At 70.3% G+C, this 18766-nt stretch carries 8 protein-coding genes; 6 read left to right on the top strand and 2 right to left on the bottom strand.

All coding sequences use genetic code 11. From position 1 onward, the window contains the following. Positions 1-272 precede the first annotated feature (272 nt). The 5 genes from AC6JA9_RS32010 to ftsZ all read left to right on the top strand — a co-directional run bounded on the left by AC6JA9_RS32010 (position 273) and on the right by ftsZ (position 16719). Positions 273-4157, top strand: coding sequence for an Ig-like domain-containing domain (locus AC6JA9_RS32010; protein WP_497958322.1), 3885 nt, complete (start codon positions 273-275; stop codon positions 4155-4157). Positions 4158-4534: 377 nt separating this feature from the next. Further along, on the top strand, positions 4535-5389 hold the full coding sequence (locus AC6JA9_RS32005; RefSeq protein WP_141326182.1) for a cell division protein FtsQ/DivIB: 855 nt from the start codon (positions 4535-4537) through the stop codon (positions 5387-5389). Between the two features lie 44 nt (positions 5390-5433). Further along, positions 5434-6666, top strand: a complete 1233-nt coding sequence (gene ftsA / locus AC6JA9_RS32000; RefSeq protein ID WP_046715495.1) for a cell division protein FtsA — start codon at positions 5434-5436, stop codon at positions 6664-6666. A gap of 412 nt (positions 6667-7078) precedes the next feature. After that, on the top strand, positions 7079-15124 hold the full coding sequence (agmC, locus tag AC6JA9_RS31995; protein WP_497958321.1) for an adventurous gliding motility protein AgmC: 8046 nt from the start codon (positions 7079-7081) through the stop codon (positions 15122-15124). A gap of 371 nt (positions 15125-15495) precedes the next feature. Continuing rightward, positions 15496-16719: a cell division protein FtsZ gene (gene ftsZ, locus AC6JA9_RS31990; protein WP_046715493.1), complete on the top strand. Its 1224-nt coding sequence runs from the start codon at positions 15496-15498 to the stop codon at positions 16717-16719. Between the two features lie 13 nt (positions 16720-16732). Here ftsZ and AC6JA9_RS31985 read toward each other — a convergent pair whose 3' ends face one another. Beyond that, on the bottom strand, positions 16733-17080 hold the full coding sequence (locus AC6JA9_RS31985; RefSeq protein ID WP_046715492.1) for a hypothetical protein: 348 nt from the start codon (positions 17078-17080) through the stop codon (positions 16733-16735). Between the two features lie 251 nt (positions 17081-17331). Here AC6JA9_RS31985 and AC6JA9_RS31980 point away from each other — a divergent pair, with 251 nt between their 5' ends. Further along, complete coding sequence (locus AC6JA9_RS31980) at positions 17332-18108, top strand: enoyl-CoA hydratase/isomerase family protein (protein ID WP_497958320.1); 777 nt, start codon at positions 17332-17334, stop codon at positions 18106-18108. A 34-nt stretch (positions 18109-18142) separates the two neighbouring features. Here AC6JA9_RS31980 and AC6JA9_RS31975 read toward each other — a convergent pair whose 3' ends face one another. Next, the gene (locus AC6JA9_RS31975; RefSeq protein ID WP_046715490.1) at positions 18143-18736 is read right to left on the bottom strand and encodes a response regulator; all 594 of its coding nucleotides are present in this window, start codon (positions 18734-18736) and stop codon (positions 18143-18145) included. Positions 18737-18766: the final 30 nt, after the last annotated feature.

The raw sequence follows: 18766 nt of genomic DNA, 5'->3' as shown, positions 1-18766 counted from the left end.
TGGAACGCACTGTCCTGTGCGTGGCCCCCATGCCGCGCGCGTGAAGACTTCGGACGATTCGGCCGGCACGCTCGCTTCGGCGCGAGCTGTCCACCTCGACCACCCCTGTCGTCCGCCACTGTGTGCCGTGGTGAGAGTGGAGGCGTCGTCACGTCCTCTGTCCCAGGACTCTCAGTCTCCGCGTAGGCGAGACGTGATGGCAGATGCAATGGAATGTGCGACTTTTTCGGCGCCATCCGTTCTTGAGCAGGGGCTGGATTGGGTCCGCAAACGTGGCCCGTCGGTTCTTCACCGCGCCCCCACCTCTCATGAACGCGAACGCTCCGTGGAAGCGCAGTGTCCTGCTCATCCTGGCCCTCTGGCTGGGAGTCACCGCCTGCAAGGATTCCGAGTCCGACGACCCTCCGGTGGACGTCGTCGACTCGGGCTCGGATGCGGGGAGTCCTGACGGAGGTTCACCCGATGCCCATGTCTCGGACGGAGGAGAGGAGCCGACGGACGGAGGCGGGCCCACGTCGGATGGCGTGGGCTTCATCGACTACACACTCCCCATGCAGGACGCGGAGCAGGTGCCTCGCAACACGCGCATCCATGTGGCCTTCGTCGATGCGCTCGACGACACCACCGTGGGACCCGCGAGCCTTGCTGTGACGGAGAACGGTGTGGCGGTGGCGGGCGCCGTCACCCATGACGCCGCCACGCGCTCCCTGGCCTTCGTCCCCGCGCGAACCTTCGCGGCCGACACGCTGGTGACGGTGACGGTCGCGACCGCGCTGCGCACCACGACAGGCAACAGCTTGCCCGGGCCCTATGTCTTCCGCTTCAGCGTGGGCGCGGAGACGGACACGAGGGCACCGACGGTGTCCTCCACCCGACCCACGCATCAGCAGCGGTACGTGGCGGTGGGCTACCCCGTGTACTCGCTCACCTTCGAGGAGCAGATGGACCCGCGGACCCTCAACGCGGAGACGCTCCGCTTCGAGCAGAAGCTGGACGACTCACCAGCCGCGCCGCTCACGGGGGCCATCTCGTACGAGCCCAGCTCCCGAACGGCCTACTTCCGGCTGAACCCGCTGCCCGCGCCGGGCGCCGTCGTCACCGGCACGCTCTCCACCCAGGCGAAGGACCTGGCGGGCAACGCGCTCACGAGCAGCTTCAGCTATTCGTTCACCCTGAGCATCGTCGCGGACAACGGAGCGCCGAGCCTCGCATCGACCTTCCCCGCGTACGGGGCGACGGGTGTCCCCGTACGCATCGCCGCCATCGAGGGCATCTTCGCGGAGCCCCTGCGCCCCACCACGGTGAGCGTGGAGCGCTTCTATCTGGAGGAGATGGACGAGATTGGCGCGAAGCCCGTCCGCAAGGTGCCCGGCACCGTGCGCTACGATGACCGACGGATGGCAGCCATCTTCACGCCGACCTCGCCCCTCGCGTACCAGACGCGCTACCGGGTGACCATCGACGACGTGGAGGACCTCGCGGGTAACGGCTACCCGTGGATGGGCTCCAACCCATTCTGGTTCGTCACGGAACTCCAGCCCGCACCTCCCCAGGTGACGGGCGCGCTGCCCGTCGGGGACGCGCGCTTCGTCTCGCGCGACGGCGCGCTGCGCGTGAGCTTCGACCGTCCGCTGGACCCGGCCTCCGTCAACACCACGACCTTCTCGGTCGCGGGGCATTCGGGCCTGGTGAACTACGAGGCCTCCACCCGCACCGCCGTATTCCGTCCGGTGCCGCCGTTCGCGCCGGCCACCGTCTACACGGCCACGGTGAAGGACGTCCGCACGCCCCAGGGACAGACGCTCGCCGCGCCCTTCACGTACACCCTCCGAACGGTGGACACGCGCACGCAGGTCAGCGGCGCCACGCACGGGCAGCCCGGCGGCCTGGTGTTCGCCACCGGCCCCCTGGGCACGCTGGCCGTCTGGAACGAGGACACCGGCGAGGGCGTCCAGGTGCGCGCGGCGCTCGACTCCGGCGGCGGCTACGGTGCATCACGGCTGCTCGGAGTGAGCACCTCGGCGGCGGTGGTTCCGCAGGTCGCCGTCTGGGACAACCGCTTCGCCATCTCCTGGCCGGACGCGACGGGCATCTACCAGCGCGTGGTCGCCTTCGACGGAACGACGCTCACGTCCGCCGGGCCCAACACCACCGGACGCCTGTTCAGCGCGGCCGGGCGCCTGTTCATGGTCGAGTCGAATCGCATCCGCGCCCTCTCCGGGAATCAGTGGGCGGAGGTCTTCGCCACCGGCACGCTGGGGTCGAGCCCCACGTTCCTCCACAACGGCGGCGCGGTGCTGATTGCCTCCACCCCGGGCGCCAACCCCCGCGTCGCCGTCACCTATGACGGCGTCCAGTGGGTGCAGAGCTCCATCTCGTCCCGCGCGGACGCCGACTACCTCCGCGTGGGAGACACCTTCGTCCGTGCGTGGGTGAGCGACCGGGGCACGGAGTTCTCGCGCTTCGACCGCGCCACGCGGCAGTGGAGCGCTGCGGAGCTCATCTCCACCTCGGACTCGGACGCGGTGAAGCTCGCCACGGACGGACAGGTCGTCACCGCCGTCTACGTCCACGCGAACGGCTTCCCGTACGCGGCGGACCGCGTGGGGAGTACGTGGCAGCCGGAGGTCCGGCTCGCGGAGAACTCGGTCAGCACGTTGTGGGGCGTCGCGCGGAGCCACGGCAACTTCGTGGCGCTGTGGACCGCCAGCGCCAGCACCAGCCAGCTGCGCGCCACGTCCCAGACGGGCGGCTCCTGGTCCTCGCCGGTGACGGCCACCGTGGTGACGGGGATGAGCCGCGTCCGTGACCTGCGCGTGCAGGGCGACGACCTGCTCGTCCTCACCGAGACGGGCAGCGCCACCACCAACCATCAGGTGTGGGGCACAGCACTCACGCTCCAGGGCTGGCGACCCGCGGTCCTGCTGCGCGACTCCACGGCGGGCCGTGCCTCGTTCATTCCCATCGACTCAGGACAGGGCGTGGTCTTCGCGGCGCCCGGACAGCTCTCCGTGCGCGCGTACCAAGGGGCGGGCGAGTGGGCCGAGCCCCGGCCGCTCGCGGCGCCCGCCGCCACGGGCACGGTGGGGGTGAGCTCCATCGACTTCCTGCCAGACGGGCGGGGCGTGGCGGCCTGGGAGCAGTTCGACGCCGGGGAGTGGAGCGTCTTCCTCGCCGAATACGACGGGACGTCCTGGGGGCAGCCCGTGCACGTGGCCCGTCCCGCGCGCAAGCCGCGTGTCGCTCGCCACGAGGGCCGCAGCGTCGTCGCCTATCAGCAGCCGGCCACGGGCGGGAAGCTGGACGTGCGCGTGGTGAGCTACGAGGACGACCAACTGGGCACCGCCGTCCTGCTCGAGAGCGTGACGGCCACCCAGCTCCACCTGGACATGGACCAGAGCGGCGGCGGCTTCCTCGTCGCGTGGGGCATTGCGAACGTGCGCACCTCCTACAGCGCGGATGGCCTGTCATGGTCCGCGGCGGCGACCACCCTTCCCGCGGACACCATCAACAACCGGCAGCTCGACCGGCTCGATGTCGACGCGGTGGGCGGTCAGCTCGTGGTGTCCGCGCGCCGGTTCATCGACTTCCTCGCGAGGGTGAGCCTGGGCGGCATCTTCCAGAACACCTACGGGAGCTCGGCCCACATCGACGACGCGCGGTATGTCGTCCACGGCGACACGCTGATGATGGTGGAGGGATTCTCCGACCAGATTGGCTGGCGGGCCTTCAACGGCGAGACCTGGAGCTTCCGCTTCACCCACATCCCGGAGCAGGGGGGCTACGCGCTGGTGGGCCCGTCTCCCCAGGGCCTTCGCCTGCACACGGGCAAGGCGTGGTTCCGCTGGGACGGCGCCGACTGGGTGCATGTCGCGGCGAGCAGCCGCCCCGCAAACGCCAACGAGGGCCGCATGGTCTGTGACGACAAGGGCTGTGGCGCGGTGGCGGCGTCGCCCTGGGGCTACGCGGGCCTGTTGAGCCTGTCCTACGCGGTGGGCACCGGCCCGCTCCACGCGGGGGCCACTCCGGGCGAGACCTCTACCGGCGTTCAGTACGACAGCGCGACGCTGGACTTCGAGGCGGGCACCTATCGCCTGACCTGGCACCAGCTCGTCGAGGACCGCGTCACCGTGCTCCAGGCCAGCACCCGGCTGTGAGGTCCGCCACCGGGTGGGCCCGCCCCGCCCGCCCGGTGCTGGGACACCGTGTCGAAGTCCACGAGGACGGGGGCCCCTCCCGGATGAGCCCGTCCGGTCGGGCCGCGGGAGGGCGGCGGGCGTTTCGAGGCGGGGATGAAAGCTCCGGTTCTCGCCGTGAGTTCACCCGCTGACGCTTCCGCGCGCGGGCTTGATAAAAGTCCCCTTGAAATCCAGCCGCTTGAAGATCAAGGTCCGCCGCCCTTCGCCAGGGGCCCGCTTGGGGCGGGAGCCTTGTTTCCTCAGGGGTGTTTCACGCGCTACAGCAACGTGGCTGTTGCCAAAAACTGGCGTGGAGATCCATCCGCGCGCAGCATGCGTGACACCGTTCCCTCACCATGGCCTTCGGACGAAGCAAAAACCGCCGCCGTCAAGACTCCGCCCAGCGAAATGAGGCGGTGAAGAGCGCGGTGCGTTCGAAGGGCCCGGGCGTCGTGAAGGTGCTGGCCCTGACGCTGACGACGGGCCTGTTGGTGTGGGGTGGGGTGGAGACGCGCAAGTGGGCGTTGTCGTCGCCCCGCTTCGAGCTGGCGGCGGTGTCCTTCACCGGTCTGGAGCGCGCCTCGCGCGTGGAGCTCTTGCGGCTGGCGGCGCTGACGAAGGGTCAGAACCTCTGGACGTTGGACACGGGGGCGCTGGAGCGCGCGATGCGCCAGCACCCGTGGGTGAAGAAGGTGGAGGTGACGCGGCGCTTCCCGAACCGGGTCTCGGTGCAGGTGTCCGAGCATGTCCCGGAGGCGCTGGCGGTGTTGGGCGAGCTGTACGTGCTGGACGAGGAGGGCGAGCCCTTCAAGCGGGTGACGCCCGGCGACGGGCTGGACCTGCCGCTGGTGACGGGGGTGGACAGGGACGGGTACGTGGCGGACCCGCAGGTGGCGCGCCAGCGGTTCCAGGCGGCGCTGGAGGTGGCGCGGGCCTACACGAGCGCGTCCCCGGGCAAGCCCGAGCGGCTGTCCGAGGTGCGGATGGAAGGGCGGGAGGTGACACTGGTGGCCGCGTCTGGCCAGGAAGTGCGCCTAGGCGAAGGAGATTCCGAGGTCAAGCTGCAGCGGTTGGCCCGTGTTCGTCGCGAACTGAGCGCGAGGGGGCTTGCAGCGGAGATCATTCACCTGGATAACCGGGCCCGGCCCGGCTGGGTGGCGGTGAAGATTTCGAGCCCCGCGTCCGAGAGGAGCGGGAGCCCGAAGCCGTAAGAGGACGCCCCTTTCACGAGAGTGGGGGGCCTGGGAGGGTTGTCATGGCGAAGCAGAAGTCGGGGGAGATCATTGTCGGCCTCGACATCGGCACGACGAAGATTTGCGCCATCGTCGGTGAGCTGACCGACAGCGGTATCGACATCATCGGTATCGGGACGCATCCGTCGAAGGGGTTGCGCAAGGGCGTGGTGGTCAACATCGAGGCGACCGTCTCCTCCATCCGCCGCGCCATCGAAGAGGCGGAGCTGATGGCGGGCGCGGAGATTTCCCACGTCTACACGGGCATCGCCGGTGGCCACATCAAGGGGTTCAACTCCCAGGGCATCGTGGCGGTGAAGGACAAGGAGGTCCGCGAGGCGGACATCGCGCGCGTCATCGACGCGGCGAAGGCGGTGGCCATCCCCCTGGACCGGGAAGTCATCCACGTGCTGCCCCAGGAGTTCATCATCGATGACCAGGGCGGCATCAAGGAGCCCCTGGGCATGGCGGGCGTGCGCCTGGAGGCCAAGGTCCACATCGTCACGGGCGCCGTGTCCAGCGCGCAGAACATCGTCAAGTGCGCCAACCGCACGGGCCTGAATGTCTCCGACATCGTCCTGCAGCCCCTGGCGAGCGCCGAGGCGGTGCTGGGCGAGGACGAGAAGGAGCTGGGCGTGTGCCTCGTCGACATCGGCGGCGGCACCACCGACATCGCCATCTTCTCCGGCGGCTCCATCGTCCACACGGCGGTGATTGCGCTGGGCGGCAACAACCTCACCAGCGACATCGCCATCGGCCTGCGCACGCCCGCGCACGAGGCCGAGCGCATCAAGCAGAAGTACGGCTGCGCGCTGGCGTCGCTCATCAACAAGGACGACACCATCGAGGTCCCCAGCGTCGGGGGCCGTCAGCCGCGCGTGCTCGGCCGCCAGATCCTCTGCGAGATTCTGGAGCCGCGCGTGGAGGAGATCTTCCAGCTCGTGCACCGCGAGATCCAGAAGTGCGGCTACGAGGACCTGCTCGCTTCGGGCGTGGTGATTACGGGTGGCTCCACGCTGCTGGCGGGCATGCCGGAGCTGGCCGAGGAGGTGCTCGGGCTGCCCGTGCGTCGCGGCATGCCGCGCGGCATCGGCGGGTTGGTGGACGTGGTGAAGAGCCCCATGTACGCCACGGGCGTGGGCCTGGTCGTCTACGGTGCCAAGCACCTGGACCGGCGCATGTTCCGCATCCGCGAGGAGAACGTGTACAAGAAGGTGAAGGGCCGCATGCGCGAGTGGCTCGAGGAAATCTTCTAGCGCCTGGGACGCAGCGCGCGTCCTGTCGTAACGCGAGGGGCTCTTCCGGAAGGAGGGCCCCTCGTCGCTTTTCTGGCGGCATGCGTCAGCGGTGCCCCCTTCGTTGACGTGTCAGGGCGGCTGCCCCGCAGGGTCCTGACAGGTCAGCCCGAGGGAGACGTGAGGGGTGGGTCATCCGGTTTCCAGAATCCGGATCCGTGATTCGGATCCGCGGGCCTGGAGGGAGGGGGGCGTCCGAGTGAACCCCCCTGAAACAGGGCGTGGACCGGAAGTGGACGGAGTGTGGCTCCTGGATTGCTATGGGCGTTCACTGCCGCACGGGCCAGTCCCTACACCCCGCGGCCCCGGTCCTATGACTCCCACATCCAAAACTCCCACTTCGCAGGTCGCGGCACGTCGTGGACGCGCTGGCTTGCCCGTCGTCGGTCTGCTGGCGCTCCTGTGTGCCGCGCTGGCGGCGCCCGCGGCTCACGCGGAGCCCGACCGCTTCCACCTCGGTAACGGAACGACGGCGCTGACGGTCAACGTCCCCAACACCGTCATCAACACCTATACCCGGGTGTCGTCGGGGACGGTCCAAGTTGGACAGACCTTCGTCAACGTCGCGTCCACCACCGGGTTCGCGGTGGGCAACCTGGTGATGGTCTACCAGCCGGCCGGGCTCACGGCGCCGGCTTCAGGCAACCAGACGCCCATCGACATGAGCACGGCGGCGAACGCCCCGGTTGGGCGTTGGGAGTTCGCGCGTGTCACTGCGCTGACCGCGACGCGCCTCTCCTTCGCGACTGGGTTCACGGTGTCCTTCGCGTCCAGCAGCACTCTTCCCATCCAGGTCATCCGCGTCCCCGAGTACACCACGGTGACGGTGAATGCCGCAGGCTCGATCGTCGCAGCGCCTTGGGACGGCGCCACGGGCGGCGTGCTCATCTTCCTGGCCACTGGCGCGGTGACGAACAACGGCGCCATCCACACGGATGGTCGAGGCTTCCGCGGCGGCATCTTCTGGAACGGCTCGGGTGACGGCTGCACTGGCATCAACCAGGCGTATCCGGGTGGCGCGCAGAAGGGTGAGGGCGTGGTGCTGTCGGCCTACGACAACACCGACCCGTTCGTTGCGGGCTCCTCGGGCTACGGCAACGTCGCGAACGGCGCCGGTGGCGGCATCTGCCACAACTCAGGAGGAGGTGGTGGCGGCGGCGCGGGCGCGGGTGGCAAGGGCGGCCGGACGTGGAGCGGTGACGAGCCTCCCTCCCGTGACGTCGGTGGTCGCGGTGGTACCCAGATGATCTACTCGCCCGTGAGCACCCTGCTCTTCGGCGGTGGTGGCGGCGCGGGTCACAGCAATGACGACTTTGGTGGTGGTGGCAGCGCGGCGGGCGGCATCGTGTACATCCGCGCGGCCTCGCTGTCGGGCACGGGCCGTGTCTCGGCCAATGGTGTGGCGGGCGAGGACGCCCGGGATGACGCCAACGACGCGGCGGGCGGTGGTGGCTCCGGCGGCACGGTCTCCGTGCGCACCACCGGAAACCTGGCCTGCAACAACAACCTCGTCTCGGCCAACGGCGGCAACGGCGGCAGCACCACCTTCGCCGAGCACGGCACGGGTGGTGGTGGGGGTGGTGGTCGCATCCTGTTCCAGGGCGCCAACGTGGCTTGCACGGCGACCGTCACGGGTGGGCTTCCGGGGACGCAGCCCACGGCCGGCGCTCCGGACGGGCTGACCTACGGCGCCATCGCGGGCGGCGCGGGTGTCATCACCACGCTCCCTGGCGCCTTCGTGACGCCGGCGGCTCCGGTGGTGGTGACGCCGGCCAACGGCTCCATCACGGGCGTGCGTCCTCCCATCTCCGGCACGGCGACGCCCAACTCGTCCGTCGTCATCTCCGTCGATGGTGTGGTGCTGGCCACCGTCCCGGCGGATGCCTCGGGCAACTTCACGTACACGCCGACCGCGGACCTGGCGGTAGGCAACCACACGGTGAACGCGGTGTCCGTGCTGAACGGCGCGACGAGCGCGGTGAGCAACACCAACACCTTCACCGTGCAGAACGCCCTGCCTCCTCCGGTCATCTCCACGCCGGCCAACGGCGCGGTGCTCCTCGCGTCTCCGACGCAGATCACCGGCACGGCGTCCGGCGGAGCCACGCTGGTCGACCTGACCATCAACGGCACCACGTACACGAACATCCCGATCTCCGGCGGCAACTGGACCTTCACGGTGCCGGGCACGCTGGCGGACGGTGTCTACAACCTGTCGGCCGTGGCTCGCGATGCGACGCGCACCAGCACGGCGACGACCTCGAGCTTCACGGTGGACACGCAGACGTCGGTCGCCGTCACCACGCCCGCGGAGGGCGCGGTGCTGACGAACCCGGTGGTGACGTACTCGGGTACGGGTGAGCCGGGCGCGACGGTGACGGTGGTGGTGGATGGCACCACGGTGGGCACGGTGACGGTGGGCGCGGGCGGCACGTGGTCGGTGCCGGTGGCCACGCCGCTGGCCGACGGGCCGCACACGGTGACGGCCACGGCGCAGGATGCCAACGGCCACACCGCGACGGACACCAACGCCTTCACGGTGGACACGGGCACCAACGTGGCCGTGACGACGCCGGCCGAGGGCGCGGTGCTGACGAACCCGGTGGTGACGTACTCCGGTACGGGTGAGCCGGGCGCGACGGTGACGGTGGTGGTGGATGGCACCACGGTGGGCACGGTGACGGTGGGCGCGGGCGGCACGTGGTCGGTGCCGGTGGCCACGCCGCTGGCCGACGGGCCGCACACGGTGACGGCCACGGCCGAGGACGCGCAGGGCCACACGGCCACGGACACGAACACATTCAGGGTGGATACGGGCACGTCGGTGGCGGTGACGACGCCGGCCGAGGGCGCGGTGCTGACGAACCCGGTGGTGACGTACTCGGGTACGGGTGAGCCGGGCGCGACGGTGACGGTGGTGGTGGACGGCACCACGGTGGGCACGGTGACGGTGGGCGCGGGCGGCACGTGGTCGGTGCCGGTGGCCACGCCGCTGGATGACGGGCCGCACACGGTGACGGCCACGGCGACGGACACGAGCGGCAACACGGCGACGGACTCGAACACCTTCACGGTGGATGCGACGACGTCGGTGGCGGTGACGACGCCGGCCGAGGGCGCGGTGCTGACGAACGCGACGGTGACGTACTCGGGTACGGGTGAGCCGGGCGCGACGGTGACGGTGGTGGTGGACGGCACGACGGTGGGCACGGTGACGGTGGGCGCGGGCGGCACGTGGTCCGTGCCGGTGGCCACGCCGCTGGATGACGGGCCGCACACGGTGACGGCCACGGCGACGGACACGAGCGGCAACACGGCGACGGATACGAACACCTTCACGGTGGACACGGGCACGTCCGTCGCGGTGACGACGCCCGCCGAGGGCGCGGTGCTGACCAATCCGGTGGTGACGTACTCGGGTACGGGTGAGCCGGGCGCCACGGTGACCGTCACGGTCGACGGCACCGTTGTCGGTACGGTGACGGTGGGCGCGGGCGGCACGTGGTCGGTGCCGGTGGCCGCGCCGCTGCCGGATGGTGCTCACTCCGTGACGGCCACGGCCGAGGACACGAACGGCAACACCGCGACGGACACGAATACCTTCACGGTGGATGCGACGACGTCGGTGGCGGTGACGACGCCGGCCGAGGGGGCGGTGCTGACCAACCCCGTGGTGACGTACTCGGGTACGGCCGAGCCGGGCGCCACGGTGACCGTCACGGTCGACGGCACTGTCATCGACACGGTGACGGCGGGTCCGGATGGCAACTGGTCGCTGCCGGTGGCCACGCCACTGGATGACGGCTCGCACACGGTGAGCGTCACGGCGACGGACACGAGCGGCAACACGGCGACGGACTCGAACACCTTCACGGTGGACACGGGTACCAACGTGGCAGTGACGACGCCCGCCGAGGGCGCGGTGCTCACCACGGGCACGGTGACGTACTCCGGCACGGCCGAGCCGGGCGCCACGGTGACGGTGAGCGTGGACGGCAACACGGTGGGCACGGTGACGGCGGGTCCGGACGGCAGCTGGAGCATCCCGGGCAACTCCTCGCTCAACGACGGCCCGCACACGGTGACGGCCACGGCCGAGGACGCGCAGGGCCACACCGCGACGGACTCGAACACCTTCACGGTGGACACGAGCACCCGCGTGGCCATCACCACGCCCGCCGAGGGCGCGGTGGTGAACACCGCCGAGGTGACGTACACGGGCACGGCCGAGCCGGGCGCCGAGGTGACGGTGACGGTGGATGGCACCGTCGTCGGCACGGTGACGGCGGGGCCGGACGGCAGCTGGAGCGTCCCGGGCAACTCGTCGCTGGCGGATGGTTCGCACACGGTGTCGGTCACCGCGGAGGATGAGCACGGCCACACCGCGACGGACACGCACACCTTCACGGTGAACACCGCCACCACGGTGGCCATCACCACGCCCGCGGAGGGCGCGGTGCTCGACAACGGCGTCGTCACGTACTCCGGTACGGGCGAGCCGGGCGCCACGGTGACGGTGGTGGTGGACGGCAATACGGTGGGCACGGTGACGGTGAGCGCGGGCGGCACCTGGTCGGTGCCGGTCGCCGCGACGCTGGCGGATGGCTCGCACACGGTGACGGCCACGGCCGAGGACGAGGACGGCAACACCGCCACGGACACGCACACCTTCACGGTGGACACGAGCACCCTGGTCGAAATCACCACGCCCGCGGAGGGCGCGGTGCTCGACAACGGCGTCGTCACGTACTCCGGTATGGGCGAGGTCGGCGCCACGGTGACCGTCACGGTCGACGGCACCGTCGTCGGCACGGCGACGGTGGGCGCGGGCGGCACCTGGTCGCTGCCGGTGGCCACGCCGCTGGCGGACGGCTCGCACACGGTGACGGCCACGGCGGAGGACGCGCAGGGCAACACCGCGACGGACACCAACACCTTCACGGTGGACGCGGAGACGTCGGTGGCCATCACCACGCCCGCCGAGGGCGCGGTGCTCACCACGGGCACGGTGACCTACTCGGGCACGGGTGAGCCGGGCGCCACGGTGACGGTCGTGGTGGACGGCACCACGGTGGGCACGGTGACGGTCGGTGTGGACGGCACCTGGTCGGTGCCCGTGTCGACGCCGCTGGCCGACGGGCCCCACTCGGTGACGGCCACGGCGGAGGACGCCAACGGCAACACCGCCACGGACACCCACAGCTTCACGGTGGACACGGTGCCTGACACGCGCATCACCGCGAGCCCGCCCGCGAGCTCCGGCAGCGCCACCGCGGACTTCAGCTTCGAGACCGTGTTGGCCGACCCGAACGCGACGTTCGAGTGCTCCATCGACGGCGGCGCCTTCACCCCCTGCACCAGCCCCACCCAGTACACGAACCTGGCGGACGGGGAGCACACCTTCCAGGTGCGCGCGGTGGACGCGGACGGCGACGTGGACCCCACGCCGGCGAGCTTCACGTGGACCATCGGCCTGGACTCGGATGGCGACGGCCTGACGGACGCGGACGAGATTGCTCGCGGCACGGACCCGAACAACGCGGACACGGACGGCGACGGCATCTCCGACGGCATCGAGGTCAACGTCGGCGGGACGGACCCGCTGGACGACGACTCGGATGACGACGGCGTGCTCGACGGCAACGAGGACAAGAACCACGACGGCATCGTCGACCCGGGCGAGACCGACCCGAACAAGGCGGACACGGACGGCGACGGGCTGCAGGACGGCACGGAGCTGGGCATCACCGAGCCGCAGGGCACGGACACGGACCTGGACGTGTTCATCCCGGACGCGGACCCGACGACGACGACGGACCCGCTCAACCGGGACACCGACGGCGGCAGCGTGTTCGACGGCAACGAGGACACCAACCACAACGGCCGTGTCGACCCGGGCGAGACGGACCCGAACGTGGCCGCGGACGACCTGGACTCCGACCTGGACGGCGTCCCCGACGCGCGCGAAATCGAGCTGGGCATGGATCCGCACGACGCGGACTCCGACGACGACGGCGTGCCCGACGGCGAGGATGGCCTCACCGACACGGATGGGGACGGCGTCATCGACGCGCTCGACCCGGACAGCGACAACGACGGGCTGAACGACGGCACCGAGCGCGGCGTCACGCGCGAGACGGCGGGCCCGGGCACCAACCTCGACTCGCCGAACTTCGTGCCGGACGCGGACCCCACCACCACCACCGACCCGAAGAACCCGGACACTGATGGTGACGGCCTGCGCGATGGCGAGGAGGACAAGAACCACGACGGCCGCCGTGACGCCGCGGAGACCGACCCGAACGACGCCGACTCGGATGACGACGAGCTGAGCGACGGCGTGGAGGTGAAGGGCTCCAACGCCACCGACCCGCTCAACCCGGACACCGACGGCGATGGCCTGCGCGATGGCCAGGAGGACGCCAACCACAACGGTGGCCTCGACAACGGTGAGACGAACCCGAACGACGCCGACACCGACCGCGGTGGGGCGAGCGACGGTGACGAGGTCGAGGGCGGCTCCAACCCGCTCGATGGCAACGACGACTTCGTCGTGGTGGGCCGTGGTTGCAGCACGGGCGGCGCGGGCACCTTCGCTCCGCTGGCGCTGCTGCTGCTCGCGCTGCCCCTCTTCGGTCGCCTCCGCCGCTCGTCGCGGGCGGTGGCGGCGGGGGTCGCCGGAGGCCTGGTCCTCGCGGGGACGCTCGTGGCCCAGCCTGCCCACGCGCAGGTGACGCCGCCCCGGGGCGCGTCGCAGTCCATCGACGTGCAGCGCTACAAGCCGGGCCCGGGCGCCGAGGACATCCTTGGTCTGCACAGCGCCCGCGTGCAGCGCCACCTGGGCCTCAACCTGGGCCTGTCGCTCAACTACGCCAGCAAGCCGCTCAACTTCCTGGACCCGCGCTCGGACCGGTTCATCACCGCGGTGGTGAGCCGTCAGGTGGGCATCGACCTGATGGGCGCGGTGGGTCTGTTCGACCGCTTCGAAATCGGCGTGGTGCTGCCGGTGACCATCCAGGGCTCGGACCCGGCGCCGCAGGTGGACGCCTCGCTGGCGGATGGCGTGAGCTCCGGCGGCATCGGTGACCTGCGGCTGGTTCCGAAGGCGCGCATCATCGACGGGGAGAACTTCGGGCTCGCGCTGGCGGTGCCGGTGGTGCTCCCCACGGCGGGCGGCAACGACTTCCTCGGGGGCTCGGGGGTGGCGGTGCAGCCGAAGCTGGTGGCCGAGTACGGGCAGCGGGTCCGCTTCGCCGCCAACGTCGGCGTGGACCTGCGCGAGAAGCAGGTGCTGCGCAACCTGACGGCGGGCAACGCCTTCACCTACGGCCTGGGCACGGAGATTCCCTTCACGCTGGGCCGCGTCCCGCTCGCCGCCGAGGCGACGGTGATTGGCGCCATCGGTCTGGACGAGCAGGACACGGAGGAGAGCCCGCTGGAGCTGCTCGCCGCGCTGAAGTACCGCTCGGCGAAGGGCTTCTCGGCGCACCTCGGCGGTGGCCCGGGCCTGACCCGAGGCTACGGCACGCCTGGCTACCGGTTGCTGGCGGGCTTCAGCTTCAGCCCGCCGCCGTCGCCCAAGCCGACGGCGCCGCCTCCGCCGGTGGACACGGACGGCGACGGCCTCTACGACCCGGACGACCGCTGCCCCACGCAGCCCGAGGACAAGGACGGCTTCGAGGACGCGGACGGCTGCCCGGACCCGGACAACGACCAGGACGGCATCCTCGACGGCGACGACCAGTGCATGAACGAGCCGGAGACGAAGAACGGCTTCCAGGACGAGGACGGCTGCCCCGACGTGGCGCCGCCGGTGGACACGGATGGCGACGGCATCTTCGACCCGGATGACCGCTGCCCGAACCAGCCCGAGGACAAGGACGGCTTCCAGGACGAGGACGGCTGCCCGGACCCGGACAACGACAGGGACGGCATCCCGGACGTGGCGGACAAGTGCCCGCTGGAGCCGGAGACCATCAACGGCGTCCAGGACGAGGACGGCTGCCCCGACAAGGGCAAGGTGAAGGTCCAGGTGGATGGCGAGCGCATCCTCATCCTGGAGAAGGTCTACTTCGCCACGGGCAAGGACATCATCCTGCCGCGCAGCTTCCCGCTGCTGAAGCAGGTGGCCGCGGTGCTTCGCGCCAATCCGCAGGTGGAGCTGCTGCGGGTGGAGGGCCACACGGATGACCAGGGCAACGACGCGGCCAACCTGGACCTGTCGCGCCGCCGCGCCGCCAACGTCCGCGCGTTCCTGGTGAAGGAGGGCATCGACGCCGGCCGCCTGGAGTCGCAGGGCTTCGGCGAGGCGAAGCCGGTGGACACCAACAAGACGGCGAAGGGCCGCGAGAACAACCGCCGCGTGGAGTTCACCATCCTGCGCGTCGGCAAGGTCGAGGTGGAGCGCGAGAGCCCCTGAGCTGACCTGAGCTGGAGCTGAACCCCGAGGGTGGTCCCGGAATCCTGTCCGGGGCCACCCTCGGTTTTTGTCGTGAGGCGCGTCCTCCACCACGAGTCCTGAAGGCCTGACGGTGCGTGAAGACCCGTCACGCCGGGGTGGGGGACCCGCCAGGGCGCGCCGCCTTTCGCGAGTCAAGGGGCGAAGTGGACCCTCCACGCCACGCTGCTTGCTGCCGACGCCGCTGCGTAAGTGCGCGTCAGGACTCGGTGCCGCCTCATCCCGCTACATGTGCGTAGCGGAATACTTGCCAAAGATCGGGACTTGCTGATGATTGTGGAGGTTGGAGGCCCGCGCGCTGCATCGCGCGACGCCTGCCGAAAGGACCGCGTATGGACCAGTTCGATCAGAACAAGCAGGCCGCCAAGATTCGGGTCGTCGGGGCAGGTGGGGCAGGCTGCAACGCGGTCAACACGATGATCATGTCCAAGCTGGACCGCGTGGACTTCATCGCCGCCAACACCGATATCCAGGCGCTCGCCGCCAGCAAGGCGCCCACGCGGCTGCAGCTGGGGCAGACGCTGACCAAGGGTCTGGGCGCCGGCGCCAACCCGGAGATGGGCCGCGAGGCCGCGCTGGAGTCGAGGGACCAGATTGCCGCGGTGCTCGAGGGCGCCGACATGGTCTTCGTGACGGCGGGCATGGGCGGCGGCACCGGCACGGGCGCGGCGCCCATCATCGCGGACATCGCCAAGAGCCTGGGTTGCCTCACGGTGGGCGTCGTCACCAAGCCCTTCCTCTTCGAGGGCAACAAGCGCCGCAAGCAGGCCGAGCAGGGCATCGTGGAGCTCAAGGCCGCGGTGGACACGCTCATCACGATTCCGAACCAGCGGCTGCTGTCGCTCTCCAACGAGCCGATGCCGCTTTTGGAGACCTTCAAGCGCGCGGACGAGGTGCTGCTGAACGCCGTGCAGGGCATCAGCGACCTCATCCAGTACCACGGCTACATCAACGTCGACTTCGCCGACGTGAAGACCATCATGAGCGACAAGGGCCTGGCGCTCATGGGCACGGGCAACTCGTCCGGTGACAAGCGCGCGCTGACGGCCATGCAGCAGGCCATCTCCAGCCCGCTGCTCGAGGACGTCTCCATCGACGGCGCCACGGGCCTGCTCATCAACATCACGGGCGGCCGGGACATGACGCTCCAGGAGGTCAACGAGGCGTTGACCCTGGTGCACGACGCGGCCGACAGCGAGGCGGAGATCATCTTCGGCTCGCTCATCGACGAGAACATCCAGGACGAGGTGAAGATCACCATCATCGCGACGGGCTTCGTGCACCGCGATGCGCCCAAGGTCCGCAACGTGGCGCCGGTGGTGCAGGTGCCGCTGTCCCGTTCGCCGCAGCAGTCGGTGCTGATTGGCGCGCGCGAGGAGGTGGCCAGCCTGGTCCCCGCGAAGGGCAGCGCGCCGCGTCCGCTCGCTCCGGTGGAGTCCAGCAAGAGCATCAGCAACCGCACGTCCGTGGTGAAGGAGTCGGCGCTGCCTCTGGACGAGGACCAGTTCGACATCCCCACGTTCCTGCGCCGGCAGGGTCAGACGGAGCTGCCGTAGTCCCCGCGAAGGACTAGCGGGCGGGGAGCTGGGCCACGCTGGCCTCGTCCCGCCCGGCCAGCTTGTCCGCGCGAGCGAAGAGCGTGTCCAGCTCCTCGTACAGCGCGTCGATGCGCTCCTGCTTGCGGGGCGCCGGAATCACACCGCTCCCCGACAGCTCCTCCAGTCGCGCGCCGGCCCGCTGCAGCAGCTGAAGGGCCTTGAGCAGCGACAGGCCGCGGCGCGTGCCGTCCTGGGTGAAGAGGGTGCCGCTCTGGGTGAGTGCTTCGAGCGTGCCTCGGACTCCGCGGACGCGGTCCGCGTGACGGCCACGGTAGAGGTCCATCCGCCGCGCGCGACGCGCGCCATGGAGGTCGACCACACCAACACCAGTGCCTGAGGAAGAGGAGGGCTTCACGGTGTGACAAGGTACGCCATGCCCTCCTACAGCCGCAAATTTACTGGATTGTAGGGACCTGTTGCACGGTGTCTCGCTCGTCGAGCGGGCAGGAGAGCAGGGCCCCCGCGACGAGGTGTGGGTGCCCGCGGACGGCCGTATTTGCTGAGGCATGCCGGGGCGGAAGCGTGGGAGGTTCGCGCGCGAAATCCGTGTGTGGAGGCGAGTCGAAGCCCATGACGATGGAGAAGTCACCCGGGGTGGAGGTGGAGGACCGGGAGGACGGCGTGCGGGTGCTGACGCTCTCCAACCTGGCCCGCCGCAATGCGCTCAACGACGCGATGCTGGCGCGGCTGGCCGCGGCGCTGGAGCCCGCGCCGCACGTGCGCGCCTTGCTGGTGCGAGGCGCGGGCGGGACGTTCTGCGCGGGCTATGACCTGACGCACCTGGGGCCTCCCGGGGAGGACGGGCGGCTCCCGGACGACATCCTGGTGGACTGCCTGCTCAAGCTGGAGCGGCACCCGGCGCCCAGCGTGGCGCTGGTGCGCGGCGCGGCGGTGGGGGCAGGGTTCGACCTGGCGGCCTCGTGTGACTTCCGCGTGGGCGCGCCGGAGACGGTCTTCCTCATGCCTCCGGCGAAGCTGGGCATCGTCTACTCGCCGGAGGGCCTGGCGCGGGCCACGCGGCTGGTGGGGTTGTCGCGGGCCAAGCAGCTGTTCCTTACCGCGAGGAAGCTGGACGCGCGCGAGGCGCTGGACTGGGGGCTGTTGGACGCGTGCGAGGAGGACGCGGAGGCGCGGGCGGACGCGCTGTGCGCGACGCTGGCGGGGCATGCGCCTGGGGCGGTGTCGGGGATGAAGGAGTCCTTCGGGCTCTTGGGGCGCTCGCCGCTCGGGGACTCGGAGCGGGCGCGGCTCCGGGAGCTGCGCGCGAGGGCGTTCGCCAGCGAGGACGCGAAGGAGGGGCGGGCGGCGTTCCTGGAGAAGAGACCGCCCCGCTTCACCGGCCGCTAGAGACTGGTGCGGCCGGCGAGGCGGTGGGGGTGCTTCAGGTGTCGCCGAACAGCTCGCCCATGCGCAGCTGGAGCGCGGAGGCGATCTTGTAGAGCGACGAGATGGACGCCGAGGACTCGGCGCGCTCGATTTGCGACAGCAGGGACACGGACAGGCCCGTGCGCCGCGCGAGCTGCTTGAGGGTGAGCTCCTGCGTCTTGCGGGCGTCGCGGATGGTGCGACCGATGGCGCGGTGGAGATCCGCCTCCGGGTCCTGCGACAGGCCCTTCTTCTGGAGGGCGTTGCGGACGGCGGAGATGAACTGCTCGGGCTCCATGGGCTTCTTGACGTAGTCAGAGGCCTGGGCCTTGAGCGACGCGACGGCCGTGTCCACCGTGGGGTACGCGGTGGCGACGATGACGGCGACGTCGGTGTCGTACTTGCGGATCTGCTCCAGCACCTCGGTCCCCGACATCTGCGGCATCATCATGTCGAGGATGACGAGGTGGAAGTCGGAGCCACGGAGGATCTCCACCGTCTGCGTGGGGTCCGTCGTGGTGACGACCTCGTAGCCTTCGCGGGTCAGCACCAGCTTGAGGTAGTCGCAGTTGTCCTGCTCGTCATCAACCACCAGGATGCGAATCTGCACAGCGTCTCCTCGCTGCAGGTGAACGTCGTC

The sequence above is a fragment of the Myxococcus sp. MH1 genome (genome assembly GCF_059738865.1).
The sequence above is the reverse complement of the archived record's forward strand: the minus strand, read 5'-3'. Positions and strand labels throughout refer to the sequence as shown.

Excerpts from the sequence above, each read along its gene's own strand:
- AC6JA9_RS31980 (WP_497958320.1), top strand. The coding sequence starts at position 17,332 with ATGACGATGGAGAAGTCACCCGGGGTGGAGGTGGAGGACCGGGAGGAC.
- AC6JA9_RS32005 (WP_141326182.1), top strand. The coding sequence starts at position 4,535 with ATGGCCTTCGGACGAAGCAAAAACCGCCGCCGTCAAGACTCCGCCCAG.
- ftsA (WP_046715495.1), top strand. The coding sequence starts at position 5,434 with ATGGCGAAGCAGAAGTCGGGGGAGATCATTGTCGGCCTCGACATCGGC.
- ftsZ (WP_046715493.1), top strand. The coding sequence starts at position 15,496 with ATGGACCAGTTCGATCAGAACAAGCAGGCCGCCAAGATTCGGGTCGTC.